The organism is Spirillospora sp. NPDC049024 (assembly GCF_040649235.1).
GTDB lineage: Bacteria > Actinomycetota > Actinomycetes > Streptosporangiales > Streptosporangiaceae > Spirillospora.
The window spans coordinates 19,270-43,606 of sequence record NZ_JBEZFD010000041.1 but is presented as its reverse complement, the minus strand read 5'-3'; the positions used below and the strand labels follow the sequence as shown (position 1 = coordinate 43,606).

Here is a 24,337-nt window from a genome sequence, read left to right as displayed (position 1 = left end):
AGGCACTGGCTTTTAACACGCTGTTGAGTTCTCAAGAAACGGACACCCACCGCGCCGAACCCCGCTCCCGCGGACCCCGGCTCCGGGGCAACCCTACTAACTTACCAGACCCATCTCCGCTGTCAAGCCGATCCGCGAAGACCTTTTTGACGACTCGGAAGTGTGCCCGTCCCCCACGCGACGACACATCCCCAGGCCGAAGAGACCTGGAAAGATCGTTCCGTAGGAGGCGCCCTGCGGGCCGGCCACCTCGCGGCGTCCTGCATCCCGTATCAGGCTGTCCAGCCATCCTACAACAGCCCGAGCGGTGCTCGAACCATTTTCGGCGGCTTGGCTCCCCAGGGCCGGCCGCCTTCCGGCGTCCGCTTCCCCTTGGGGCGAGAGAGACATTAAGACGCCCTGCCGGGACCGTCAAATCGCGGCGGCCGCGACCCGCGGATCTTTGTCACGCGAGCACAGCATCAAGTGCGCTGACCTCGTCATTCCCGTACTACGTGCTTCCGGTCACAGTGGGGTACCGTGCCCTGACCACCCACCCGCGGCAGGCCGTCGCGCGGGACGGGCGGCGGCTCCCGGCGCGACCCTTGACCGAGGCCAGGAGGAGATCTCGTGAACGTGTCCTTCACCGCCCGCACGTCGGCGGAGCGTCTGGTGGTCGCCGCGACGATGGGGCCGACGGTCCACGACGTGCACGCCTGGCGGTTCAAGGTCGTCTCCGGCCTGATCGAGGTGCACGCGGACCCCGGCAGGTTTCGGCCGAGGCACGATCCCGCGGGGCGGAGCCTGCACCTCAGCAGCGGCGCCGCTCTGGTGAACCTGCGCCTCGCCGCCGCCCAGCTCGGTCACGAGGCCGTGGTGCGGCTGCTCCCGGACCCGGGACGTCCTTCCGTCCTCGCGTCCGTGCGTCTGGCCGGCCGCCACCGCGTGTCCCGGGAGGAACGGCTTCTCTACGCGGCCACGCTCCGGCCGTTCCGCTCCGACCGTCCCGCCGCAGGCACCTGCCCGCCTCTCCCGGTCATCGACGAGTTGGGCGGGGACGCTCGGCTCGAAGGAGCGACGCTTCGCCGACTTCCCGCGGCCTGCGATTCGGCAGGGCAGCGCGCGGTGCTGACCACCCGCGGGGACTCCCCCGCCGAGTGGCTGCGCGCGGGCCAGGCTCTGCAGCGGCTCCTGCTGAGCGCCGCGTCCCGCTCGCTCTCCACGTCGTTCCGCTATGAGGCGGTCGACGTGCCGGGCGTCGAGGAGGTGACGGAGCCGGGCGAGACCCCTCAGGTACTGCTGGAGATCGCTCAGCCCGCCGACGCTCCTACTCGAGCCGCCGGTAGGTGGACAGGACGAACGAGAGCGGCACGGGCAGCGGGTCGGGCAGCCGCTCCAGCCGCTCCCTGAGCTGCTCCTCCGGGACGTGGTGCGCGCTCGGTCCCATCCCGACGAGCGTGATCACCTCGCCTTGCGTCAGGACGGCCTCGGTTTCGAGATCCTGGCGCGAGTCCAGCTTGAAGTAGCCGGCGAGCGCGGCGTCCATGCGCTCGGTCTTGTGCTTGTCGATCGAGAGGAGGCCGAGCGCTTCCACGAGGGTGCCGAGATGCCGGGGTGAGGGCGTCACCGTGAACAGCAGCCCGTCGTCGCGGAGCACGCGGTGGAACTCGGCGGCGTTGCGCGGGGCGAAGACGTTGACGACGGTGTCGGCGGCGCCGTCGCGGATCGGGAACGGGCGCCAGAGGTCCGCGACGACGGCCCCGCAGCGCGGATGCGCCTTGGCGGCGCGGCGGGCCGCGTGCTTGGAGATGTCCAGCGCGAGGCCGACGGCCTTGGGCGCCCGGTCGAGGACGCGGCTCAGGTAGTGCCCGGTCCCCGCGCCCGCGTCCAGGACGAAAGCCGGGTCGGCGCGCGAGACGTTCCAGGCGAGCCGGTCCGCGAGGGCGGTGAAGTGGCCCGCCGTCAGGAACTCGTCCCTCGCGCGGACCATCTCGGGCGTGTCGGCCGTCCCCGGGCGGGCGTTGCCCGGCAGCAGGTTCGCGTATCCCTGTCGCGCGATGTCGAAGGCGTGCCCGGCCGGACAGCGCAGTCCGCGGTCGACCAGTTCGAGGCCGGCTCCGCACACGGGGCACACCAGGTATCGGACGACATCGGCGAGCATCCGTCCATCATCGACCATGCGCCCCGGCCGGCGGGCGGCGCCGTCCGCTTCTTTGCCCTCACGCCGCCCGGGCGCCCGCTGCGCGCCTCGTACCCGCAACCTGGCGGGCGCGGGTCAGGCCTTCGCCCGCTTGCGGACGTCCTCCATGTCCAGGCCGCGGACCTGCTCGATCACGTTCTCCAGCACCGACTCGGGCAGCGCGCCCGGCTCCGCGAAGACGATCATGCCGTCGCGGATCGCCATCAGCGTGGGGATGGACCTGATCCCGAACCGCTCCGACAGCTCGGGCTCGGCGTCGGTGTCCACCTTGCCGAAGACGATGTCCTCGTGCTTGCCCGCCGACCGCTCGAACACGGGAGCGAACCTCTTGCACGGCCCGCACCACTCGGCCCAGAAGTCGACGAGCACGATGCCGTCGGCCTGAGCCACCTCGTCGAAGTTCTCAGCGGTCAGTGTGACCGTCGCCATGTCGGTTTCTCCTCAGTCGGGGTATCACGACGTAGAGCGGCTTACAGCCTCGCAGTATTCCCCACCCGGGAATCACAGAGCGGTAATTAGCGTTCTCCTCCTAGGGAGATCGCACCGGAGAAGGGTCAGGATGGCTGGAACCCGTACCAAGGGCGACAGGGTCGAAGTCCCCGACAAGGATCTAGTCGGGGCGTACCTCGACCGGATCGGCCGTACTCCCCTGCTCGACGCGCAGGCGGAGGTCGATCTGGCCAAGGCGATCGAAGGGGGCCTGTACGCCGAACAGCTGCTCGAAGAGGGAAGGGTGCCCGAGGGCGCGTCCCGCGAGGAGCTGGAGGAGCTGGCCGCGGCGGGGTTGCGCGCGAAGCAGCGCTTCGTCGAGGCCAACCTGCGGCTGGTGGTCTCGATCGCCCGGAAGTACCCGACCGACTCGTTGCCCCTCATAGACCTCATCCAGGAGGGGAACCTGGGGCTTATGCGCGCGGTGGAGAAGTTCGACTACCGCCGCGGCTTCAAGTTCTCCACGTACGCGACCTGGTGGATCCGGCAGGCGATCGGCCGCGGGCTCAGCCACACCGCCCGCACGATCCGGCTGCCCGTCCATGTGGAGGAAGAGCTGTCGCGGCTGCGGCGCGCGGAGCGCCAGCTCGGCCGCGAGCTCGGCAGGGAGCCGACCCGCGAGGAGCTCGCGGGCAGCCTCGGCGCCGAGGCCGAGCACGTCGACGAACTGCTGCGCTGGCGGCGCGATCCGGCGAGCCTGGACGCGACCGTCGACGACGCCGGCGAGACGCCGATGGGCGACCTGCTGGAGGACCCGGACGCCGTCACCCCGGAGACCGAGATCCTCGCGCTGGACGACATCGAGGGCCTCGGCCGGCTGCTCGACCGGCTTCCCGAGCGCGAGTCCGCGATCCTGCGGGCCCGGTTCGGGATGGACAACGGCCAGCCGCTGTCGTACGCGCAGATCGGCGCCCGGTACGGCCTGAGCCACAACCGGGTCCGCCAGATCACCGACCGTTCGCTGCGGCGGCTTCGCCAGCTGGCGACCGAGACGGACCTCAGCGGCCGCCGGACGCTGGCCGGCGGCCCCGGCAACGCGCCCGAACCGGCCGCCGCCGGAACCCGCGCGGCCTGACGACGTCCACCCCCGCCGCGTGACCTTGACCGGGCGGCCCCGAACGGGGCCGCCCGGTCGCGTTCGCCGGGGGGCCGTGCGAGGCTTCCCGTCCGCGGAGCGCGGGCGGTGCCATAGCCTTTCAGGGTGAGCACTTCCGCCGTCATCGGGGACCTCGACGCGTGGCGCGCCCTCCCCGCCCTCCAGCAGCCCGATTGGGACGACCCGGCCGAGGTAGGCGCGGTGGCCGCCGAGCTGGCGGCGCAGCCGCCGCTCGTCTTCGCCGGCGAATGCGACCAGTTGAAGGCTCAACTCGCCGACGTAGCCCGCGGTGAGGCGTTCGTCCTGCAGGGCGGCGACTGCGCCGAGACGTTCGAGGGGTTGAACGCCGACGCGGTGAAGAACAAGCTGAAGACGCTGCTCCAGATGGCGGTCGTCCTCACCTACGCGGCGAGCGTCCCCGTCGTGAAGATCGGCCGGATGGCGGGCCAGTACGCCAAGCCGCGCTCCAAGCCCGTGGAGGTGCGCGGCGGCCTGGAGCTCCCCGCCTACCGGGGCGACGCGGTGAACGGGTTCGGCTTCGACGCCGCCTCGCGGCGCAACGACCCGAACCGCCTGCTCAAGGCGTACCACTGCTCGGCGGTGACGCTGAACCTGTGCCGGGCGTTCACCAAGGGCGGCTACGCCGACCTGCGCCAGGTGCACGCCTGGAACCAGGACTTCGTCGCGCAGAGCCCGGCGGGCCGCCGCTACGAGCAGCTGGCGGGCGAGATCGACCGGGCGCTGACGTTCATGAAGGCGTGCGGGGTCAACCCCGACGAGTTCCACGGGGTGGAGTTCTACTCCAGCCACGAGGCGCTGCTCCTGGAGTACGAGCGCGCGCTGACCCGCATCGACCACCTGAGCGGCCTGCCCTACGACGTGTCCGCGCACTTCCTGTGGATCGGCGAGCGGACCCGGCAGCTGGACGGCGCGCACGTGGAGTTCCTCCGCCACATCCGCAACCCGATCGGGGTGAAGCTCGGCCCGACGACCTCGGCCGACGACGCGCTGGCCCTGATCAAGCGGCTGAACCCCGACGGCGAGCCGGGCCGGCTCACCTTCATCACCCGGATGGGGGCGGGCCGCATCCGCGAGGCGCTGCCGCCTCTGATCGAGAAGGTGAACCAGAGCGGGGCCCCGGTCGCGTGGATCTGCGACCCCATGCACGGCAACACGTTCGAGGCGCCGAGCGGGCACAAGACCCGGCGGCTGGACGACGTCCTCGACGAGGTCGCCGGGTTCTTCGAGGTCCACCGGGCGCTCGGCACGCACCCGGGCGGCATCCACATCGAGTTCACCGGCGACGACGTGACCGAGTGCGTCGGCGGCGGCCAGGGGCTCGCCGAGACCGACCTCCACCAGCGCTACGAGACGGCCTGCGATCCGCGGCTCAACCGGGGCCAGTCGCTGGACCTGGCCTTCATGGTCGCGGAGCTGTATCGCAAGTCCGTCTGACCGCCCCACCCGCCCGGTCTGATCGGCGCGCCCACCGGACACGTCCGGTGGGCGCGCTCCCACAGGTGATCATGCGAGAGGGCGCGTTCCGGCTGGGACGGCGTCTCAGATGCCGACCTCGGCCCAGACGACCTTTCCGCCGGTCACCGGGTCGGCGCCCCAGGAGTCGGCGAAGCGGTCGACGATGAACAGGCCGCGGTGCGACTCGTCCAGGGGGCCGGGGACGGTCAGGCGGGGCAGCTGGGCCGCGCGGTCGCGGACCTCGACGCGGACGCGCCCGCTGCCGCGCAGCAGCCGCAGCTCCAGCGCCGTCCCGGCGTGCCGGACGGCGTTGGCCACGAGCTCGGCCACGATCGCCGTGACGAGTTCCTCGCGGTCCATCAGCGCCCAGGTGCGCATCGTGCGGGCCGCGAGTCGCCTCGCGTACTCGACCGCCTCGGTCTGGGGCGCCGCACGCAACGTGGTCTCGGTCATCGGGTCGGTCACTCCGCCCGCTCGCCGTTCTTCATCGTGTCCCTTCACCGCCCATCGGCCGAAGCCTCCTCCGCCGGGCCCTCGATGAGGAAGCGGTCGAGCCCGGTGGTGCGCAGCACGTTCTCGACGCGGCCGTAGGCCCCGGTGACGGTGAGCGTGGCGTTCTGCGCGCGCGCGTGCTTGTACGCGCGGACGAGGACGTTCAGGCCGGAGGAGTCACAGAAGTCGACCGCCGCGAGGTCGACGACGACCGACCGCTCGCCCGCGTCCACGAGCTCGGTCAGCCGAGCGCGCAGCTCGTCGGAGGAGTGCAGGTCTATAGAGCCGCGCGCGGCGATCGTCGCACGGCCTTCCTGTCGTGTCGTGTGCAAGGCAAGCCCCACGCCACCCCACCTTACCGATTGTTGGTCTCCATCATGACGCCCGCAGAACGATGAGGGCAACGTCGTCGTTCGACGGCTCCGGGCCGAAGTCGCGTACCGCGCGCTGGATGCGGGCCGCCACGGCGCCCGCGCTCAGCCCGGTGCAGCCGGCCAGCAGCTTCTCCAGGCCGTGTCCGTCGCCCAGGAGCCGGCTGCCGGAGCGCCGCTCGGTGACGCCGTCGGTCACGCAGAGCAGGACCTCTCCGCGGCGCAGCTCGACGGTGTCGGTGTGGAACTCCACGCCGTCGAAGACGCCCAGCAGTGGCTGGGGCGAGGCGACCTCGCGCACGCCGCCCTCAGGGTCGAGCACCAGCGGGGGCGGGTGCCCCGCGCTCGTCAGTTTGATCGTCACGCCGTCGCGGCGCCGCCGGGCCGTGATCTCGCCGTGCAGCAGGGTGAGCAGCCGGCCGCGCTCGCCCTCGCCGAGGATGAGCCGGTTGAGCCGGGTCAGGACGGCCGGGACGGTCATGTCCTCGGCGGCGAGGATGCGCAGCGCGTGCCGGGCGAGGCCGGTGACGGCGGCGGCCTCGGGGCCGGTGCCGCACACGTCGCCGATGGCGAACCGCCAGCGGGACGCGGGGGCCGGTCCGCCGGGCCGGCGGCCGCTCTCGAAGACGTCGTAGAAGTCGCCGCCGACCTCGCTGCCCTCCCCCGCCGGCTCGTAGACCACCGCCACCTCCAGGCCGGGGATCTCCGGGATGCCGGGCGGCAGCAGGCTGCGCTGCAGCGCGCTGCTCATGGCGGTCTGGGCGGAGAACAGGCGCGCGTTGTCGACGGCGAGGGCCGCGCGGCGGCTCAGCTCCTCGGCCAGCTCGATCGCGCTGCGCGGGAAGCGGTCGCCGGCCGGGCGGCCGATCACGATGGTGCCGATGCGCCGGCCGCGGGCGATCAGCGGGAAGGCGTAGACCTGGTCGTTGGCGGTGCCGCCCACGGCGGCCCGGACCTCCTCGGGCGCGGTGGCGAGCCCGTTCCACGGCCCGGAGGCGTCGGTGGGCGGGGCCGCGCCCGCGTGCTCGAGCAGCTCGCGGAGGCCGTCGGCGCGGTCCTCGTCGGCGTGCCACACGTAGGCGAGCCGGTCGGGCTCGGCCTCGGTGACGGTGTAGACGGCGCACCAGGTGGCCAGGCGCGGCACGACGAGCTGGGCGACCAGGGCCATCGTGCGCTCCTGGTCGAGGGTGCCGGCGAGCAGGTCGCTCGCCTCGGCGACGAAGCTGAGCCAGCCGCGCCAGGAGCGTTCCAACTCACCCACCCTGGCCTTCTCCAGGGAGAGCGACATCTCGTCGGCGAGCCGGCCGAGCCGGGCGCCGTCGGACTGGTCGAAGCGGCCGGACAGGGACGAGACGGCCACGATGAGGCCCGTCAGGCGGCCCTGCGACTCCAGCGGGGCGGCGGCCAGCGAGGAGGCCCGCAGCGCGGCGGCGGTCGGATCGGAGGCGTCCGCGGCGACCCAGGCGGAGCCGGCGCGGGCGGCGGGGGTGAGGGAGGCGACCGACAGCTCGCCGAGCGGCATCTCCGCGGCCGTGCCGGCGGCCGACCCTATGATCAGGCGCCCGTCGCGCTCGGTCAGCAGGACGGCGGCGCCCTCGGCGCCGAGGACCTCCCGGACGGTGGCGACGCCGTCCTCCATGGCCTCCACGGCGGCCGGGGAGCGCAGGAGCCGGTCGCCGGCCACGGGGACCTCGCTCGCGCCGCCTGCCAGCCTGCCCTCGCGGACCTGGGCGGCGGCTCCGTCCCGCACCGGCTCGACCGCGCCGGGAGCGCCGCGCTCACGGGCGGCGCGCTCGCCCTGCGCGGAGCCGTTCGCGGCGATGTCGGCGGTGAAGCCGGCCTCCGGACCGCCGGCGGCCGCGCCCTCGGGCGCCGCGGCGGCCTCGGCGGCGCCCGGCCGGGTCAGCCGGAACCAGACGCCCTTGGTGCGGCGGTCGTAGGAGACGCCCCAGGAGGCGGCGAGGCGGGCGATCGACGGGAGCCCGCGCCCGCTGGAGGCGGTGACGCCCGGCATCTCGATGCCCCGGGTGGGATGGCGGTCGCGGACCTCGATCTCGACGTCCCGGCCCACGAGGCGGCAGGAGACCTCGAACGAGGTGCCCGCGTAGGCGATCGCGTTGGTGGCGAGCTCGCTCGTCGCCAGGACGGCGTCGTCGGCCACCTCGTCCATGCCCCAGTCGGCGAGCACCTTGCGGACGAACCGGCGCGCGTCCGCCACCGCCGCCGCGGCGGACGGGAAGGTGGCCGTCGCCGTCTGCCGATCCAACTGTCGTCCCTCGTTCGAAGCTTCTCCACCCGGGCCTGGCTATCGTGGCAGACTGGTCGGCCGCCCGGCACCGGGAGGCCTGAACCCGCCCGGGAAGCGGGTCCGGCCTGGGCCTTCACCACCCCCCGCCACAACACGACAGACCGTAACACGAAGGCTACGAGAGCGGACCGGCGGCCGATCCCGCCCGGCCGCCGGAAGCCCGCGGAACGGAGCCCGCCGCCGCACGGCGACGTAGAGTACAGGTGCGGCCGATGAGGCCCCCAGAGCAGCCGGAGTCCGTGGTATCCGGATACCCGATCGATCGCGGGCCAGGAGGATGAAGAGCATGCCGCGTACCGCGTCACGTGCCCGCCCCGGCGGCGGGTACCGCGACACCACCCCGCGTTACAGCGACGCGGACCTCGAACCGCTCCTGAAGGCGCTGGTCGCCGTGCGGGACGGCAAAGCGAAGGCCGAGCTGGACGTGTCGGGTGAGGGCGCTGTGGCGGAGGCCGCGGCCATCCTGGAGGAGATCCGGGACAACGGCATGGAGCTGGCCTCCGGGCTCAGCCGCGTCCGGAAGGAGATCGGCCGGGAGGGGCAGCTGCGGGGGCGCCTGACGCCGGGGACGCTGCGGGGCACGTGGGCCGGCGCGGTGGAGGACGCCAACGCGATCATCGACAAGCTCACCGACCTCGCCACCGGGATGAGCCAGGTGGTGGAGGCGGTCGCCGCCGGGGACCTGAGCCAGCGGGTGGAGCTGCGGGTTCGCGGCCGACCGATGCGCGGGGAGCTGCTGCGCATGGCCAAGTCGGTCAACGGCATGGTCGAGCTGCTCGACCAGTTCACCTGGGAGGTCACCCAGTTCGCCCGCGAGGTCGGCACCGAGGGGCGGCTCGGCGGGCAGGCGCCGGCGCGCGGCATGACCGGCCGCTGGCGGGACGTGACCGCGTCGGTGAACGTGATGGCGTCGCGGCTGACCTCGCAGGTCCGCGACATCGCGGAGGTCACCACGGCGGTGGCGCGCGGCGACCTGACCCGCAAGGTCACGGTCGAGGCGACCGGCGAGCTGCAGGAGCTGAAGCTCACCGTTAACACGATGGTCGACCAGCTGTCGGCGTTCGCCGGCGAGGTCACCCGCGTGGCCCGCGAGGTCGGCACCGAGGGGCAGCTGGGGGGCCAGGCGAACGTGCCGGGCGTCAGCGGCGTCTGGAAGAACCTGACCGACAACGTCAACGCGATGGCGAACAACCTGACCTACCAGGTCCGCAACATCGCCCAGGTCACCACCGCCGTCGCCGAGGGCGACCTCGGCAAGAAGATCACGGTCGACGCGCAGGGCGAGATCCTGCAGCTCAAGAACACCGTGAACACCATGGTCGACACCCTCTCGGCGTTCGCCGACGAGGTCACCCGCGTCGCCCGCGAGGTCGGCACCGAGGGACGCCTCGGCGGCCAGGCCCGGGTCCCCGGCGTGAGCGGCGTGTGGAAGGACCTGACCAACAACGTCAACGGCATGGCGTCCAACCTGACCTACCAGGTCCGCAACATCGCCCAGGTCACCACCGCCGTCGCCGAGGGCGACCTCGGCAAGAAGATCACGGTCGACGCGCAGGGCGAGATCCTGGAGCTCAAGGACACCGTGAACGCGATGGTCGACACCCTGTCGGCGTTCGCGTCCGAGGTCACCCGCGTCGCCCGCGAGGTCGGCACCGAGGGGCGGCTCGGGGGCCAGGCGATCGTGCCCGGCGCGGGCGGGGTCTGGCTCGACCTGACCGACAACGTCAACTCGATGGCGAACAACCTCACCAACCAGGTGCGCGGGATCGCCCAGGTCACCACGGCGGTGGCGCAGGGCGACCTGACCCGCAAGATCGAGGTCGACGCGCAGGGCGAGATCCTCCAGCTGAAGACCACCCTGAACACCATGGTCGACACCCTCTCGGCGTTCGCCGACGAGGTCAGCCGCGTCGCCCGCGAGGTCGGCACCGAGGGACGCCTCGGCGGCCAGGCCCGGGTGCCGGGCGCGGGCGGCATGTGGAAGGACCTGACCGACAACGTCAACGGCATGGCGTCCAACCTGACCTACCAGGTCCGCAACATCGCCCAGGTCGCGACCGCGGTCGCGCACGGCGACCTGACGCGGCGCATCGACGTGGACGCCCAGGGCGAGATCCTCGAGCTGAAGACCACGCTGAACACCATGGTCGACACGCTGTCGTCGTTCGCGTCCGAGGTCACCCGCGTGGCGCGGGAGGTCGGCATCGAGGGCCGCCTCGGCGGCCAGGCCGAGGTCGAGGGCGTCTCGGGCACCTGGAAGCGGCTCACCGAGAGCGTCAACGAGCTGGCCGGCAACCTGACCACCCAGGTCCGCGCGATCGGCGAGGTCGCGAGCGCGGTCGCCACCGGCGACCTGACCCGGACGATCACCGTGGAGGCGCGCGGCGAGGTCGCCGAGCTGAGCGACAACGTCAACCTGATGGTCGCGACGCTGCGCGAGACGACCCGCGCCAACGAGGAGCAGGACTGGCTCAAGACCAACCTGGCGCGCATCGGCGGGCTCATGCAGGGCCACCGGGACCTCCAGCAGGTCGCCGACCTGATCATGCGCGAGCTGACGCCGACCGCGAGCGCCCAGTACGGCGCGTTCTACCTGGCCGAGAGCGGGGGCGAGGAGACCGAGCTCGCGCTGATCGCCGGGTACGGGACGCGGCGGCACCGCGGTGGCGCCGTCCGGTTCGGGCTGGGCGAGGGCCTCGTCGGGCAGGCGGCCCAGGAGCGCCGTCCGCTGCTGATCGCCGACGCCCCCGCCGACTACGTCAAGATCGGGTCGGGGCTCGGCGAGGCGTCCCCGGTCAACATCATCGTGCTGCCGATCGTGTTCGAGGACGAGGTGCTCGGCGCGATCGAGCTGGCCTCGTTCGGCCGGTTCACCGACGTCCACCTGGCGTTCTTCAGCCAGCTGATCGAGACGATCGGGGTCACGCTCAACGCGATCCGGGCCAACACCCGCACCGAGGCGCTGCTCGGCGAGTCGCAGCGGCTCGCGCAGGAGCTGCAGGAGCGGTCGGACGAGCTGCAGCGCCAGCAGGGCGAGCTGCGGCACTCCAACACCGAGCTGGAGGAGAAGGCGGCGCTGCTGGCCCAGCAGAACCGCGCGATCGAGATCCAGAACTTCCAGATCGAGCAGGCCAGGCGGACGCTGGAGGAGCGCGCCGAGCAGCTGGCGATCTCCTCGCGGTACAAGTCGGAGTTCCTGGCGAACATGTCGCACGAGCTGCGCACGCCGCTGAACAGCCTGCTGGTGCTGGCCAAGCTGCTGTCGGAGAACCAGGACGGCAACCTCACCGACAAGCAGGTGGAGTTCGCCCGGACGATCCACGAGTCCGGCACCGACCTGCTGGAGCTGATCAACGACATCCTGGACCTGGCGAAGGTCGAGGCCGGGAAGATGGAGGCGCACCCGCAGCGGCTGTCGGTGTCGGCGCTGGTCGACTACGTGGACGCCACGTTCCGGCCGCTGTCGGTCGACAAGGGCCTGCACTTCGGGGTGGAGGTCGCGCCCGACGTCCCGGCCGCGCTGAACACCGACGAGCAGCGGCTGCAGCAGGTGCTGCGGAACCTGCTGTCGAACGCGGTGAAGTTCACCGCCGAGGGCGAGGTGCGGCTGCTGATCGAGCGGGCCGGCGACATCGACTTCACGCTGCCCGCGCTGTGGAACACCCCCGACGTGATCGCGTTCCGAGTGATCGACACCGGGATCGGGGTGAGCGCCGACAAGCTGCAGGAGATCTTCGAGCCGTTCCAGCAGGCCGACGGGACCACGAGCCGCCGCTACGGCGGCACCGGGCTCGGCCTGTCGATCAGCCGCAACATCGCGCGGCTGCTGGGCGGGGAGATCCACGCCGAGAGCCAGCCGGGCCGCGGCAGCGTGTTCACGCTCTACCTGCCCGCCCAGTACGACGACCGCGACGACCGGCGCCGCCCGGCGCTGCCGGACGAGGCGGTCGCGGGGGCGGAGGCCGCGCCCGCCCTGGGCTCCGGCGCCGCGCCCGGGAACGGCGTCGCGGGCGCGACCGGGGAGGGCCCGCTGCCGGTGGAGCAGCGCCCGCCGGGCGCCGAGCGCCCCGGCAAGCCCGAGCAGGCGCTCAACGGGCTGCTGCAGGAGCCCCCCACCGACTTCCTCGACACGGTCCTGTCGGGGCGCAAGGTCCTGATCGTGGACGACGACGTGCGGAACGTGTTCGCGCTCACCAGCGTCCTTGAGGGCTACGGCATGGAGGTCCTCTACGCCGAGGACGGGCAGGCCGGGATCGACGTCCTGCACCGCAACCCCGACGTGGCGGTCGTGCTGATGGACATCATGATGCCGGGCCTGGACGGCTACGCCACCACGGCCGCGATCAGGGAGATGCCGCAGTTCGCCGAGTTGCCGATCATCGTCATCACGGCCAAGGTGATGAAGGAGGACCGGGAGAAGAGTCTCGCCTCGGGCGCGTCGGACTATGTGCCGAAGCCCGTGGACGTGGACCATCTCCTTGATGTCATGAGGAACTGGCTGCAGCCCTCCATCGTCCGCTGAGGAGAGGAGCCGGGGCAGCAGGGATCGCCGTGGAGGTGCGGCGTCAGGCGGGGACCGTGATCGGAGAGACGCGCGTGGACGACAAGGCCAAGATCCTGCTCGTGGACGACCGCGAGGAGAACCTGATCGCGCTGGAGGCCATCCTCAGCTCGCTCGATCAGGACCTGGTCCGGGCGCGGTCCGGCGAGGACGCGCTGAAGGCCCTGCTCACCGAGGAGTACGCGGTCATCCTGCTGGACGTCGTCATGCCGGGCATGGACGGGTTCGAGACGGCCCGCGACATCAAGCGCCGCAAGAAGACCCGCGACCTGCCGATCATCTTCCTCACCGCGGTGAACAGCGACCCCGACTACGCCTTCCGGGGCTATGCGGCGGGCGCGGTCGACTTCATCTCCAAGCCGTTCGACCCGTGGGTGCTGCGGGCCAAGGTCTCGGTGTTCGTGGAGCTGCACAACAAGAACAAGCAGCTCCGCGACCAGACGGCGCTGCTGCGCGAGCAGGCCGCCCTCCTGAGGGACCAGACGGCCCTGCTGAAGGCGCGGCCCGCCGGGACGCCGCAGGAGCCCTCCGCCGACCGGTCCGTGGGCGAGCGCCTGGCCTCGGTGGAGGAGCAGGCCGAGGTGCTCGGCAAGCACCTCCCGGCCGCGCTGCGCGACGAGTACGAGGAGCTCAGCCGCAGGATCGTCTCGCTCCGGGAGGCCGTCGACGGGCAGGAGCCCGTGGAGGGCCTCGCGGAGTGACACCTCGATCTTCGTGAGCTGGATGAGTCACTTCCGTGGACCACGGCCGGCGTGTTCCAGCGGAGAGGCAGCGTCAGAGCCCTTCTGTCGCGGACATATCCGCGGTTCGGAACCCGGCAGCAGGCCACCTGCCCGCTGCCGGTGCTCGATCCAGCCGAAAGGGCCTAGGCGCCGGCCTCCAGCTTGGCGCGGGCGGCGGCGATGCGGGCGAGGGTGCGGTCGCGGCCGAGGATCTCCAGCGACTCGAACAGCGGAAGCCCCACGGTGCGGCCGGTGACGGCGACGCGGACGGGCGCCTGGGTCTTGCCGAGCTTGAGCCCGTGCTCGGCGCCGATCCGCTCCAGCCGGTCCTTCAGCTCGGCGGCGTTCCACGGCGCGTCCTGGTAGGCGGCCTCGGCGGCGGCGAGGATCGCGGCGGCGGGCTCCTTCATCGCCTTGTTCCAGGACTGCTCGTCGATCGGCGGCTCGTCCAGGAACGCGAAGTCGATCATCTGGACGATCTCCGACAGCAGCGCGACGCGGGTCTGCGCGAGCGGCGCCAGCTCGGCGAACACCGCGACGTCCACGTCGAACGGCGCCTCCTGCAGGAACGGCAGGCACTCGGCGATGAACTTCTCGACGGGCAGCGCCCGGATGTACTCGCCGTTGATCGCGCGGAGCTTCTTGACGTCGAAGAACGCGGGCGAGGTGTTGACGTCCTCGATCCGGAACTCCTCGACCATCACGTCCCACGGGACGATCTCGCGGTCGTCGGAGGGGGCCCAGCCGAGGAGCATCAGGTAGTTGCGCATGGCCTCGGCGAGGTAGCCCTCGGCGCGGTAGTCCTCCAGGGCGACCTTGTCGCGGCGCTTGGAGAGCTTCTGCCGCTTCTCGTTCACGATGACGGGCACGTGCGCCCACACGGGCGGCTCCGCGCCGAGCGCCTCCCACAGCAGCTGCTGCTTGGGCGCGTTGGACAGGTGCTCCTCGCCGCGCACCACGTGGGTGATGCCCTGGCTGATGTCGTCGACCGCGTTGGCCAGCAGGAACATGACGGAGCCGTCGGCGCGGGCGATGACGAAGTCCTCGAGGAGGGCGTTGTCGAAGACGGGCTTGCCGCGCAGCAGGTCGACGACGGTGGTCTGGCCCTCGTCCGGGGTGCGGAAGCGCAGGGCCCGCCCCGGGCCGGGCTCCAGGCCGCGGTCGCGGCAGAAGCCGTCGTAGCCCTTGTGCTGGTCGCCGCCGCGGCGGGCGACCAGCGCCTCGCGGGAGCAGTCGCAGTAGTAGGCGCGCCCGGCCTCCTTCAGCCTGTGGACCGCCTCGGCGTGCTTGTCGGCGTTGGCGGACTGGAAGTAGGGGCCCTCGTACTGCCCGCCGTCCATCCCGAGCCACGCCAGGGCGCGGATGATGCCCTCGGTCCATTCGGGACTGTTGCGGGAGGCGTCGGTGTCCTCGATCCGCAGCACGAGCGTCCCGCCCGACTGCGCGGCCATCGCCCAGTTGAACAGCGCCGAGCGGGCGCCGCCGACATGGAACATGCCGGTCGGTGACGGGGCGAAACGTACGCGGATCGAAGAGGTCGAAGACATGCCTACCAGCGTAGAGCGCGCGGGACCCCGCTCGCGCCGGGTTTGTTCAGGGCTTCCAGTGCGGGTCGCGGCCGGACAGCCCGATGACGCGGTCGAGGAGCGGCGCGTCCTCGGGCACGGGGACCTCGGGGCCGAGCGCGCCGTACTTGCGGCTGATCTCGGCCGTGGAGACGAGCTGCTCCCAGGCGGCCTCCACGACCGGGGCGGGGAAGGAGGGCTCGCGGCCGATGGCGACGGCGAGATCCCACCCGTGCAGGACGCACTCGCCGAACACGATCCCCGCGATGAACCCGGCGGGCATGCCCTCCTTGCTGCCGGTCAGGCTCGTGTTGCCCTCCCACGCGCCCGGGTCCTGCCATGCCTCGGCCGTCCTTCGGGCCTGCTCGGCGAAGCGCTCGGCCCAGCCGGGCTCGGCGGTGAAGTCGTGGTCCTCCCCCGGCCCGGCGGGCGGCAGCCTGCGCGCGGCCGTCTCGCCCCTCGCGTTCCACAGGATCAGATGGTTGAGGAGGGCCCGCACGTCCCAGTCCGGGCAGGGAGTGGGCGCGTCCAGTTCCCCCTCCGGGGTCTCCAGGACGATCCGCGCCGCGGCCTCCGCCGCGGGCATCATCTGGCTCCGGATATCCATGGTCTCTTCCTCGCTCATCCGTTCGAACACATGGGAAACGCTAGAACGGGCCCGCGGCGGCCGTCTTGAAGAAACGCGACACCGTCTAGCCTGAGCCGGTGGAACGATCCCTACCCGGGGGGACGCGGGGCATCCTGCACGCCCGGACGGGCCTGGAGCGCTTCTCGATCGAGCGGCGCGAACCGCCCGCCGCGCTGGCCCCGTTCCTCGCGAACTTCTGGCTGCTGCGCTGGGACCTGCGCGGACGGCCCCCGCACCGCCAGCGGATCCTCACGCGCCCATCCGTCCACGTGACGTTCACCAGCTACCTGACCGGCGGGACGACACGGGCCCGGATCGCCGGGGTGGTGCGCGACGACTTCGTCGAGGAGATCCACGGCGAGGGGCGCGTGGTGGGGGCCGCCTTCCGGCCGGGCGGGTTCAGGCCGTTCATGGACGCGCCGGTGTCCACGCTGACGGGCCGGTTCGCGGGAGTGGACGAGGTCTTCGGCGAGGAGGGCCTCGCTCTCGCCGAGGAGATCTTCTCCACCGCGGACGACCACGAGGCGGTCGAGCGCCTCGCGGCGTTCCTGACCGGCCGGGGCCCCGAGCCCGACGCGTCCGCCGCGAAGGCCGCCGCGGTCGTCGAGCGGATCGCGGCCTGGCCGGGCCTGGCGCGGGTGGACGATCTCGCCGAGGACGTCGGGCTGAGCCCGCGCAGCCTTCAGCGCCTGTTCCACGAGTACGTGGGCATCGGCCCGAAGTGGGTGATCCGGCGGTTCCGGATGCAGGAGGCCGCGGAGCGGGCGGCGTCCGGGACGGGGGTCGACTGGGCGGAGCTGGCGGCCGAGCTGGGCTACGCCGACCAGGCGCACTTCACCCGCGACTTCACCGCCGCCGTCGGGACCTCGCCCGGCCGGTACGCGCGAGAGGCGGGGCGGCCCGCTCCGGAGGCGGGCCCGCATGCGCCGGAGGCGGGGCCTGGCAGGATCGACGCATGAGCGTCCCCTCCCCCGACCCCTTCGACGACCTCGCCGCGTTCCGTGTCCTCGCCGCCGAACGGCTCGGCTCGTTCGAGCACACGACCGTCCCCGACGCGCCCGGCCTGCGCCGCGCCGGGGTCGTGCTGTGCGCCGTCGAGCACGAGGGCGCACCGTCGCTGATCGTCATCAGGCGCGCCTACCGGGGACGCAACGCGGGGCAGTGGGCGCTGCCGGGCGGCCGCCTGGAGGACGGCGAGACCCTCGAGCAGGCGGCGCTGCGCGAGCTGCGCGAGGAGATCGGCCTGACCGCGGGCCCGGGCGACGTCCTCGGCAGGCTCGACGACTTCCCCGCCGCGTCCGGCTTCGCGATCACGCCGGTCGTGGTGGCGCTGGACGACCCGGGCCCGCTCGCGCCGTGCCCGGACGAGGTCCACTCGGTCCACCACACGACGCTGCGCAAGCTCGCCGCCGACGACACCCCGCGGTGGGTCCCGCAGCCGGACGGCGGGCACCTGCTGCAGATGTGGCTGGGCCCGGAGTGGCGCGTCCACGCCCCGACCGGCGCGATGCTGTGGCAGTTCCGCGAGGTGGTGCTGCTCGGGCGGCAGGTCAGGGTCGCCGACCTCGTCCAGCCCGACTGGACGCGCCACTGAGCGTCAGAACGTCCCGCCGTCCACGACGACGCGCTGCCCGGTGACGTAGGACGCGGCGTCCGAGACGAGGAACCGGACCACGTCGGCGACCTCTTCGGGCGTGCACACGTGCCCGTAGGGGGACGCGGCGTCCTGTTGCCGGATGTCCTCGATGCCGGCCGTGGCCCGGACCAGCCTGCGCCCCATCTCGGTGTCCACCAGGCCGGGGGCGACGACGTTGACGTGCATGCCGTTGCCGCGCTCCTCCTTGGCGATCACCTGGGCGAGGGCCTCCATCGCCGCCTTGCCCATGGCGTAGGGGCCGCCGAACGCCGGCATCAGGTCCGTGGCGACGCTCGACACGAAGACCAGGTCGCTGCGCTCGGCGCGCCGCATCAGCGGGATCAGCGCCTGGCTGAGGTGGTGCGGGCCGAACGCGTGGACGCGCATGACCCGCTCCAGCTCGGCGGGGTCGGTGTCGGCGACGCTGTTGCCGCGGCTGGCGATCCCGGCGCTGTGGACGAGGATGTCCAGCTCGCCCAGCTCCGCCTCCACCCGCGCGGCCAGCGAACGGCACTGGTCGAGGTCGTCGACCGAGGCGCGGAACGCGTGGCCCCGCACCCCGGCGGCCTCGATGTCGGCGACCGTCTTGCGCGCGGCCTCGTCGTCGCGCCGGTAGGCGACGGCGACCCGGGCGCCGTCGGCGGCCAGGGCCAGGGCGATGGCCCGGCCGATTCCCCGGCTTCCACCGGTGACCAGGGCCGTACGGCCGTCCAGAGAACTCACGGGGCACTCCTTCGTCAGGGCTGCTTGCGGCGGTCCCATCCTGCCCGGCCGCCCGGCGGCGCCGTAAGCGGGCCCTGACATAAGTCAGTCCGCGATTCCTGCCTCGATGACGTGATAGGCCGTCTCCGAGAGCGGTCCGGTCTGCGAGACGACCCTGAGGCCCGCGCCGTCCAGCAGTTCCCGGAACTCGGCCTCGGTTCGCTCGCGGCCGCCGGTCGCGACGAGCATGTTGAGGTCGTTGCGGACGATGCCCGCCGACTCCGGCGCGACCATCTCCGGCATCACCTGTTCCAGAAGCAGCACCCTGGCGGCCGGGCCCATCGCGGCGCGGCAGTTCCGCAGGATCGCGGCGGCCTTCTCGTCGGGCCAGTCGTGGATGACGCTCTTGAGCACGTAGGCGTCGGCGCCCTTGGGGACGGCCTCGAAGAAGTCGCCGGGCACGATCTCGGCCCGGTCCGCGACGTCGGCGAGGGGGCCGGAGGCGTCGGCCAGCCCGGCGGGCAGGTCGAACAGGACGCCGTGAAGGCCGGGATGCGCGCGCAGGATCGCGGCGAGCAGCGTGCCGTCCCCGCCGCCGAGGTCGGCGACCGTCCCGTAGCGGCCGAAGTCGTGCGCCCCGATGACCGCCGGCGCGACGTCGCGGGTGTGCTCGGCCATCGCCCGGTTGAAGGTCTCCGACATCTCGGCGTCCGAGGCGAAGAACTCGAACGGCGTCCTGCCGGTCACCCGCTCCCAGGCGTACTCCCCCGTGCGCACCGTCTCGGCCATGTCGCCCCACGTCCGCCACACGTCCGGGCCGCAGAACAGCCTGATCAGCGAGCGGATCGAGTCGGGGGCGTCCGCGCGCAGCCGCCGCCCTTCCTCGGTGAGCGCGAACAGGTCCGGCTCCTTCTGCTCCACGGCGCCGAGGCCGGCGAGGCCGCGCAGCAGCCGGTACAGGGACGGCGCGTGGGTGCCGGTCGCCTCCGCCAGCTCGGCGCTCGACCTCGGCCGGTCGTCGGTGAAGGCGTCCGCCACCCCCAGTTCGGCGGCGACGTGGACGATCTGCGCGTTCATGAACCCGAAGGCCGGCTCCATCAGCGGTGATCTCGGCATGGTCGGCTCCCTTCCTCGCCTCCGACGGTAGGAGGCCCGCGGAAAGGGCGTCTTGGACGTATGGAACCTCGGTGCCCGGGGCGCTCAGCCGGTGCGGGCGCGCAGCCAGCCGGCGGCGACCTCGATGTGGTCGTCGGTCAGGCCGGTCAGCGGATCGACCTCCACGAGCAGGTGGTCGGCGACGTCCGGCTCCCCGGCGATGCACTCGGTGGCGTCAGGCTCGTCCTCGAACCAGACGAACGGCCGGCCCTCCGCCCACGCGGCCACGTGGCGGGCCTTCCAGGCGCCCAGCGTGCGCCCCTCCGTGATACCGGGGAACCGCGGGATCGGCACGAACGGCAGTTCCGGGAGCCCGATGCGGGGGGCGATCCACTCGTTGGCGTTGTCGCACCAGTAGCTCGCCCAGGCCAGCTCGGCACCTGTGGACTCGGCCAGGTCGAGAAGCGCCGCGCCGTGCCCCGGGTAGAGCCACAGCTTGAACGTCATCCCGTTCGGGGAGCACTCGTGCCGCTGGAAGCCGCGGTGCGGCCGCTCGAACGGGTTGAGCACCCCGTCGACGTCCAGGAGAACCACCGGCGACCCCATATACGGACCGTACGGCATCCGGGGCCGCCCGTCGAAGGCCTTTTACCGTGCCCGGTCTTAGGCCGCCGCCATGCGGGCATCGTCCCTGCATGTGCCGCCTGTTCGGGATGACCACGGGAGGACCCCGCGTCCGCGCCACCTTCTGGCTGCTGGACGCCCCGGACAGCCTGCGCGCGCAGAGCCGCCGCATGCCCGACGGGACGGGCCTCGGCTGGTTCTCGCTCGGCGAGGAGCCCGTCCGCGACCGCGCGCCCGTCGCCGCGTTCCGGGACGCCGACTTCAACGCCGAGGCCCGGCACGTCGTGTCGCACACCTTCATCTCCCATGTCCGCTACGCGTCGACGGGCGCTCCCGACGTCCACAACTCCCACCCCTTCGTCATGGACGACCGGCTGTTCGCCCACAACGGGGTGGTCCGGGGCATCGACGTCCTCGACTCGTGGCTCACGGACGTGGACCGGGCGCCGATCCGGGGGCAGACCGACTCCGAGACCGTGTTCGCCTACATCACGGCGGAGATCCGGCGCCGCGGCGACACCGCGACCGGGCTGATCGCGGCCGTCCGGCGCATCGCCGCCGAGTTGCCGATCTTCGCACTGAACATCCTGCTGGCCGAGTCGGGGCGGCTGTGGGCGCTGCGCTACCCGGACACCCACGAGCTGTGGGTGATCACGCCCGAGCTGACCGAGCCGGGCGAGGAGCGCCACCTCGGCGAGGGCCGCGAGCAGGGCCGGATGAAGGTGGCCGCGCACCGGGAGCCGACGCCCACCTGCGTCCTCGCCAGCGAGCGCCTGGACGACGACCCCGGCTGGCGGCTCCTCGACCCCGGCGAACTGCTCATGGTGGACGGCCTTGAGGCGTCCTCGGTGTTCCCGTTCGACGCGCCCGCGCACCCGTTGACGGTCGCCGACCTGTCGGGAGCCGAGTCGACCTCGCAGACCTGATCGTTTGTCACACCCGGGACGTAGAGTGGGCGGCCGAATCTGCTGAGGAGCCCCCATTGACCCGAGAACTGACACTCATGGCCGTCCACGCCCACCCCGACGACGAGGTGCTGGGCACAGGCGGCCTGCTGGCCCGCAGTGCCGCCGAGGGCATTCGCACGGTTTTGGTCACCTGCACCAACGGCGAGCAGGGTGACGACTCCGGCGGCGTGAAGCCGGGCGAGCCCGGCCACGACGCCGAGGAGGTGGCCCGGCGCCGCCTCGCCGAGCTCCGCGAGTCGGCCTCCCTGCTCGACATCGGCCACCTGGAGCTGCTGGGCTACCGCGACTCCGGAATGGACGGCTGGTCCACCAACAGCGACCCGGCGGCGTTCGCGAACATCCCGCTGGAGCAGTCCGCCGGGCGGCTCGCCGCGCTGATGGAGCGCTACCGGCCGCAGGTGGTCGTCACCTACGACGAGAACGGCGGCTACGGGCACCCCGACCACATCCAGGCCCACCGGATCGCCCTCGCCGCCGCCGAGCAGACCGGCATTCCCGACAAGCTCTACTACACGGCCATTCCGCGGTCGGGCATCAAGCAGATGTTCGAGGCCGTCCAGGCCGCGGGCGTCGACCTCGGCTTCGAACCGCCCGAGGACTTCGGCACCCCCGACGAGCTGATCACCAGCACCCTGGACGTCTCCGCCCACTTCGAGGCCAAGCGCGACGCGCTGCTGGCGCACGCCAGCCAGGGCGAGAACATCTTCCTGCTGAAGATGCCCGAAGAGATGCAGAAGGCGGCGTTCTCGTCGGAGTCGTTCATCCGCCACTACAACCGGATCGAGGCTCCTGCCCAGGAGGACGACCTGTTCGCGGGTCTCAGGTAGCGCGGCGCTGCGCCCTGAATTGGTCGAGGACGTCCTGCCGCAGCAGGTGGCCGAACCCGGCCCGTTCGAGGCGCAGCGCGAGGCCCGCCCTGTCGGCGCCGAGCGCGGCCGCGGCGGCGCCCAGCCGCCAGTCGTGCTCGGCCAGCCGCTTGAGCAGGTACCCGCGCCTGACCTGCGCCTCCGAGAGCCGGAACGTCTTGAGGTAGGCGACGCGGCCGTCCCCGCCGGTGATGACCTCGCCGATGTGGTTCTCCCTGCCCAGCGCGAACGAGGGCAGGAACCGCGTCAGCTCGAACCCGTGCATCGACTGCACCGCCTGCCGCGAGCCGTCCGCGTCGAAGAGCCCGCCGGCCATGACCTCGTCGTGGAAGGCCGCCCACTCCGCCTCGCGGATCTGCGCCGCGACGCGCAGGTCGCCCAGCGTCCTGACCCCCGCGGCGTCGATCGGCGCGGACAGGTCCCCGGCGGGCGCGCCCAGCAGGCCGTACATGTAGACCAGCTCGCCGAAGAGGTCCTCGACCAGCGTCGGGTGCAGCGCCCGGTAGTCGTCCGGGTGCGGCACGACGAACGCGCTCGCGAGGGCGTCGGCGACGTACACCAGCACGCCGCACTGCCCGGGATGGATCTCGAAGATGCGCAGCGCGTCCTCCAGGCCGCGGACCCTCCGTCCGAGGAAGGTCTCCTCGCAGCGCGGCGACAGGCCGTGCGCGACCGCCCTGCGCGACCACTCCTCCCAGGCGATCTCCGGGCCGCCGAAGTGCAGCGCCAGGTAGCCCTCGACGGCCAGGTGCAGCGGCAGGAAGCGGAGCCGGTCCTTGCCCGCCTTCCTGGCCATCCGCCGCGTGAACCGCACGGGCATGCGCGGCGGGGCGGCCCGGGTGTCGCGCTCCAGGAGGCGCGTCCCGTACGAGGCCGCCTGCGTCTGGTCGCCGTCGCTCCAGGTCGCGACGAAGGCGTGGGGTACGAACGAGACGTAGGCGGCGTCGCCGACGTCCACCACCGTCACCGGCTCCTCGAACGCCTTCCGGTGCAGCCGCAGGTGGGGCACGGGCTCGTCGCGGACGAGGGGGACGAGCCGTATCGAGCCCCACACCTGCGCGGGCCTCGTCTCCAGCCCGTCCAGCGTGAACGTCATGCGGGCTCCCCGAGGAAGCGTGCGGTCCGGTCGGCGAGGTGCGCGCGCAGCTTCGGCAGGCCGACCCGCCCCTCGGCGAACCGGGCCAGCTCGACCAGCGTCGGCAGGTCCTCGGCGTCCCGGACGCCCGCGGTCGGCACGCCCGGCGCCAGCCGCCGCACGTCGAAGTCGTCGGCGTCGTACACCGGGTTCAGGTGCACGATCATGACCCGCTGGCCGGGGGCGCGCCGGTGGCCGGGGTCGAGGCGCGTGCGCCAGACGCGCAGGACGTCCGCGGCCAGCCCCGGCGGCGCGTTGTCCCAGCCGTCGGAGACGATGAGGAGCCGCTCGGGCCCGGTCTCCAGAGCGTCGATGATCCGGTGGCCGAGCGGCGTCGGACCGGACGGGTACGCCAGGAGCTCGTCGGTGCGTCCCGACGTCCACAGCGGCGTGTACTCCTTGGCGAGCGTCTCCAGCAGGTAGTGCGCGGCGAGCGCGACCGCCAGCGGACGCCTGCGCTTCTCCCCCGAGCCGAGCGAGGAGTAGCTGTCGTCCAGCACGGCCGTGACCCGTCCCCACGAGCCGCGCGCGGCCCCCGCGACGCGCCGCGCGGCGGTGCGCAGGGCCTGCGACAGCTCGGCCCGGCGCCGGGCCCTCTCGTCCAGCGGGAGGGCCAGCACGTACGACGCGAGCCTCGTCAGCGGCATCTCCCCCAGGTCGGCCCGCACGGCCTCGACCTTCGCCTCCCGCGCGCTCTCCTGGAGGCGCAGCCGCTCCAGCCGCGTCAGCTTGTGCTGGATCCGCTCCAGGAAGACGTCGCGCGGGATCCCGTGCTTGGCGGCGAACCCCTCCGCGACCGTGTACGGCAGCTCGTAGATCGCGGCCTGCTCGTAGTGCGCCCGCCGCCACTGCTCGTAGAGGGGCGTCCGGAACGCCTTGACGCCGGAGGGCGCGAACAGGAACACCGGCTGCTCGCCCTGCAGCCGCAGATGCGCGTGGCGCACCGCGTCCTTCACCGCCGTCCGGTACTTCACGGAGTCGAACGCCGGGTCGCGGCGCCCGGCCATCCAGTCGCGGATGATGGCGCGCGTCCGCCGGTTGTTCACGCCGAGCCGCCGCAGGTCGCGGAACAGCCGGTACACCCGCTGCGGAGGCAGCCGCTCCAGCCGCCGCGCGATCAGCCGCCCCTCCTCCCGCCGCCGCTCGACCCCCACGTCGCCCGCGCGCACCAGCAGGTTGCGGACGATGATCGCCGCGTTGTGGTCGTTGACGTCCAGCGCGAGCACCGCCGCGTACATGTCGCGGTAGTTCTCTAGCATGTACTCGTGCAGGAACTCCAGGCTGAGCCGCTGCTCCCCGGAACCGTGGTGGAACTCCCGCTGCCCCGTGGAGGTGATCGCCGCGTTCACGAACATCAGCACGTCCTCGCACGCGACGAGGTCGGCGAACGTCTCGCTCATCACTCCCCCGGTCGGTCGAAGGCG

Annotated in this window: 21 protein-coding genes; 9 read left to right on the top strand and 12 right to left on the bottom strand. The window is 72.5% G+C overall.

The window, feature by feature from the left end:
* Positions 1 to 609 precede the first annotated feature (609 nt).
* On the top strand, positions 610 to 1,389 hold the full coding sequence (locus tag AB0C21_RS41860; protein ID WP_500211928.1) for a hypothetical protein: 780 nt from the start codon (positions 610 to 612) through the stop codon (positions 1,387 to 1,389).
* On the opposite strand, the gene AB0C21_RS41855 is transcribed toward AB0C21_RS41860, so the two are convergent.
* Both AB0C21_RS41855 and trxA read right to left on the bottom strand, forming a co-directional pair.
* Positions 1,307 to 2,140, bottom strand: coding sequence for a putative RNA methyltransferase (locus AB0C21_RS41855; protein ID WP_500211927.1), 834 nt, complete (start codon positions 2,138 to 2,140; stop codon positions 1,307 to 1,309). The genes AB0C21_RS41860 and AB0C21_RS41855 overlap by 83 nt on opposite strands.
* A gap of 114 nt (positions 2,141 to 2,254) precedes the next feature.
* A complete protein-coding gene (gene trxA / locus AB0C21_RS41850) occupies positions 2,255 to 2,608 on the bottom strand; it encodes a thioredoxin (RefSeq protein ID WP_353822157.1) in 354 nt (117 codons plus the stop codon).
* A gap of 130 nt (positions 2,609 to 2,738) precedes the next feature.
* On the opposite strand from trxA, the gene AB0C21_RS41845 reads away from it, so the two are divergent.
* Positions 2,739 to 3,743 (top strand): sigma-70 family RNA polymerase sigma factor, encoded by a 1,005-nt coding sequence (locus tag AB0C21_RS41845; protein WP_235037401.1) that lies wholly within the window; start codon positions 2,739 to 2,741, stop codon positions 3,741 to 3,743.
* A 126-nt stretch (positions 3,744 to 3,869) separates the two neighbouring features.
* Complete coding sequence (locus tag AB0C21_RS41840; RefSeq protein WP_500211926.1) at positions 3,870 to 5,219, top strand: class II 3-deoxy-7-phosphoheptulonate synthase; 1,350 nt, start codon at positions 3,870 to 3,872, stop codon at positions 5,217 to 5,219.
* 105 nt (positions 5,220 to 5,324) lie between these two features.
* On the opposite strand, the gene AB0C21_RS41835 is transcribed toward AB0C21_RS41840, so the two are convergent.
* Genes AB0C21_RS41835 through AB0C21_RS41825 form a run of 3 tightly spaced genes read right to left on the bottom strand, consistent with a single transcriptional unit; the run spans position 5,325 to position 8,369 of the window.
* Complete coding sequence (locus AB0C21_RS41835) at positions 5,325 to 5,693, bottom strand: ATP-binding protein (protein ID WP_235037400.1); 369 nt, start codon at positions 5,691 to 5,693, stop codon at positions 5,325 to 5,327.
* Positions 5,694 to 5,737: 44 nt separating this feature from the next.
* Positions 5,738 to 6,076, bottom strand: a complete 339-nt coding sequence (locus AB0C21_RS41830; RefSeq protein WP_149264524.1) for an STAS domain-containing protein — start codon at positions 6,074 to 6,076, stop codon at positions 5,738 to 5,740.
* A 31-nt stretch (positions 6,077 to 6,107) separates the two neighbouring features.
* Positions 6,108 to 8,369 (bottom strand): SpoIIE family protein phosphatase, encoded by a 2,262-nt coding sequence (locus AB0C21_RS41825; protein ID WP_500211924.1) that lies wholly within the window; start codon positions 8,367 to 8,369, stop codon positions 6,108 to 6,110.
* Between the two features lie 328 nt (positions 8,370 to 8,697).
* Between AB0C21_RS41825 and AB0C21_RS41820 the strand changes: the two genes are divergently transcribed.
* Together AB0C21_RS41820 and AB0C21_RS41815 are read left to right on the top strand one after the other, a co-directional pair.
* Complete coding sequence (locus AB0C21_RS41820; RefSeq protein ID WP_500211923.1) at positions 8,698 to 12,933, top strand: hybrid sensor histidine kinase/response regulator; 4,236 nt, start codon at positions 8,698 to 8,700, stop codon at positions 12,931 to 12,933.
* Positions 12,934 to 13,007: 74 nt separating this feature from the next.
* The gene (locus AB0C21_RS41815) at positions 13,008 to 13,673 is read left to right on the top strand and encodes a response regulator (protein ID WP_149264542.1); all 666 of its coding nucleotides are present in this window, start codon (positions 13,008 to 13,010) and stop codon (positions 13,671 to 13,673) included.
* A gap of 164 nt (positions 13,674 to 13,837) precedes the next feature.
* On the opposite strand, the gene gltX is transcribed toward AB0C21_RS41815, so the two are convergent.
* Positions 13,838 to 15,241, bottom strand: coding sequence for a glutamate--tRNA ligase (gene gltX, locus AB0C21_RS41810; RefSeq protein ID WP_500211922.1), 1,404 nt, complete (start codon positions 15,239 to 15,241; stop codon positions 13,838 to 13,840).
* 46 nt (positions 15,242 to 15,287) lie between these two features.
* Positions 15,288 to 15,866 (bottom strand): TIGR03086 family metal-binding protein, encoded by a 579-nt coding sequence (locus AB0C21_RS41805; RefSeq protein WP_500211920.1) that lies wholly within the window; start codon positions 15,864 to 15,866, stop codon positions 15,288 to 15,290.
* Positions 15,867 to 15,964: 98 nt separating this feature from the next.
* Between AB0C21_RS41805 and AB0C21_RS41800 the strand changes: the two genes are divergently transcribed.
* Together AB0C21_RS41800 and AB0C21_RS41795 are read left to right on the top strand one after the other, a co-directional pair.
* The gene (locus AB0C21_RS41800) at positions 15,965 to 16,846 is read left to right on the top strand and encodes a helix-turn-helix domain-containing protein (RefSeq protein WP_500211919.1); all 882 of its coding nucleotides are present in this window, start codon (positions 15,965 to 15,967) and stop codon (positions 16,844 to 16,846) included.
* Positions 16,843 to 17,481: an NUDIX hydrolase gene (locus AB0C21_RS41795; RefSeq protein WP_500211918.1), complete on the top strand. Its 639-nt coding sequence runs from the start codon at positions 16,843 to 16,845 to the stop codon at positions 17,479 to 17,481. The genes AB0C21_RS41800 and AB0C21_RS41795 overlap by 4 nt, the downstream gene beginning before the upstream one ends.
* Before the next feature lie 3 nt (positions 17,482 to 17,484).
* On the opposite strand, the gene AB0C21_RS41790 is transcribed toward AB0C21_RS41795, so the two are convergent.
* From AB0C21_RS41790 to AB0C21_RS41780, 3 genes are all read right to left on the bottom strand, one after another.
* Positions 17,485 to 18,246, bottom strand: a complete 762-nt coding sequence (locus AB0C21_RS41790; RefSeq protein WP_149264517.1) for an SDR family NAD(P)-dependent oxidoreductase — start codon at positions 18,244 to 18,246, stop codon at positions 17,485 to 17,487.
* Between the two features lie 84 nt (positions 18,247 to 18,330).
* On the bottom strand, positions 18,331 to 19,341 hold the full coding sequence (locus AB0C21_RS41785) for a methyltransferase (RefSeq protein ID WP_500211916.1): 1,011 nt from the start codon (positions 19,339 to 19,341) through the stop codon (positions 18,331 to 18,333).
* 84 nt (positions 19,342 to 19,425) lie between these two features.
* Complete coding sequence (locus AB0C21_RS41780; protein WP_149264515.1) at positions 19,426 to 19,926, bottom strand: HAD domain-containing protein; 501 nt, start codon at positions 19,924 to 19,926, stop codon at positions 19,426 to 19,428.
* A gap of 89 nt (positions 19,927 to 20,015) precedes the next feature.
* Between AB0C21_RS41780 and AB0C21_RS41775 the strand changes: the two genes are divergently transcribed.
* A complete protein-coding gene (locus tag AB0C21_RS41775) occupies positions 20,016 to 20,870 on the top strand; it encodes a class II glutamine amidotransferase (protein ID WP_500211914.1) in 855 nt (284 codons plus the stop codon).
* 56 nt (positions 20,871 to 20,926) lie between these two features.
* Positions 20,927 to 21,739 (top strand): PIG-L family deacetylase, encoded by an 813-nt coding sequence (locus AB0C21_RS41770; protein WP_500211913.1) that lies wholly within the window; start codon positions 20,927 to 20,929, stop codon positions 21,737 to 21,739.
* Here AB0C21_RS41770 and AB0C21_RS41765 read toward each other — a convergent pair.
* Together AB0C21_RS41765 and AB0C21_RS41760 are read right to left on the bottom strand one after the other, a co-directional pair.
* Complete coding sequence (locus tag AB0C21_RS41765) at positions 21,732 to 22,874, bottom strand: ARPP-2 domain-containing protein (protein ID WP_500211912.1); 1,143 nt, start codon at positions 22,872 to 22,874, stop codon at positions 21,732 to 21,734. The genes AB0C21_RS41770 and AB0C21_RS41765 overlap by 8 nt on opposite strands.
* Entirely contained in the window at positions 22,871 to 24,313 is a 1,443-nt protein-coding gene (locus AB0C21_RS41760; protein ID WP_500211911.1) for a hypothetical protein, read from the bottom strand. Before AB0C21_RS41760 ends, AB0C21_RS41765 begins: the two co-directional genes overlap by 4 nt.
* Positions 24,314 to 24,337: the final 24 nt, after the last annotated feature.

Coding starts and splice junctions, on each gene's coding strand:
- gltX (WP_500211922.1), bottom strand. CDS start 15,241: ATGTCTTCGACCTCTTCGATCCGCGTACGTTTCGCCCCGTCACCGACC.
- AB0C21_RS41795 (WP_500211918.1), top strand. CDS start 16,843: ATGAGCGTCCCCTCCCCCGACCCCTTCGACGACCTCGCCGCGTTCCGT.
- AB0C21_RS41785 (WP_500211916.1), bottom strand. CDS start 19,341: ATGCCGAGATCACCGCTGATGGAGCCGGCCTTCGGGTTCATGAACGCG.
- AB0C21_RS41765 (WP_500211912.1), bottom strand. CDS start 22,874: ATGACGTTCACGCTGGACGGGCTGGAGACGAGGCCCGCGCAGGTGTGG.
- AB0C21_RS41835 (WP_235037400.1), bottom strand. CDS start 5,693: ATGACCGAGACCACGTTGCGTGCGGCGCCCCAGACCGAGGCGGTCGAG.
- AB0C21_RS41780 (WP_149264515.1), bottom strand. CDS start 19,926: ATGGGGTCGCCGGTGGTTCTCCTGGACGTCGACGGGGTGCTCAACCCG.
- AB0C21_RS41760 (WP_500211911.1), bottom strand. CDS start 24,313: ATGAGCGAGACGTTCGCCGACCTCGTCGCGTGCGAGGACGTGCTGATG.
- AB0C21_RS41820 (WP_500211923.1), top strand. CDS start 8,698: ATGCCGCGTACCGCGTCACGTGCCCGCCCCGGCGGCGGGTACCGCGAC.
- AB0C21_RS41805 (WP_500211920.1), bottom strand. CDS start 15,866: ATGGATATCCGGAGCCAGATGATGCCCGCGGCGGAGGCCGCGGCGCGG.
- AB0C21_RS41775 (WP_500211914.1), top strand. CDS start 20,016: ATGTGCCGCCTGTTCGGGATGACCACGGGAGGACCCCGCGTCCGCGCC.
- AB0C21_RS41855 (WP_500211927.1), bottom strand. CDS start 2,140: ATGCTCGCCGATGTCGTCCGATACCTGGTGTGCCCCGTGTGCGGAGCC.
- trxA (WP_353822157.1), bottom strand. CDS start 2,608: ATGGCGACGGTCACACTGACCGCTGAGAACTTCGACGAGGTGGCTCAG.
- AB0C21_RS41845 (WP_235037401.1), top strand. CDS start 2,739: ATGGCTGGAACCCGTACCAAGGGCGACAGGGTCGAAGTCCCCGACAAG.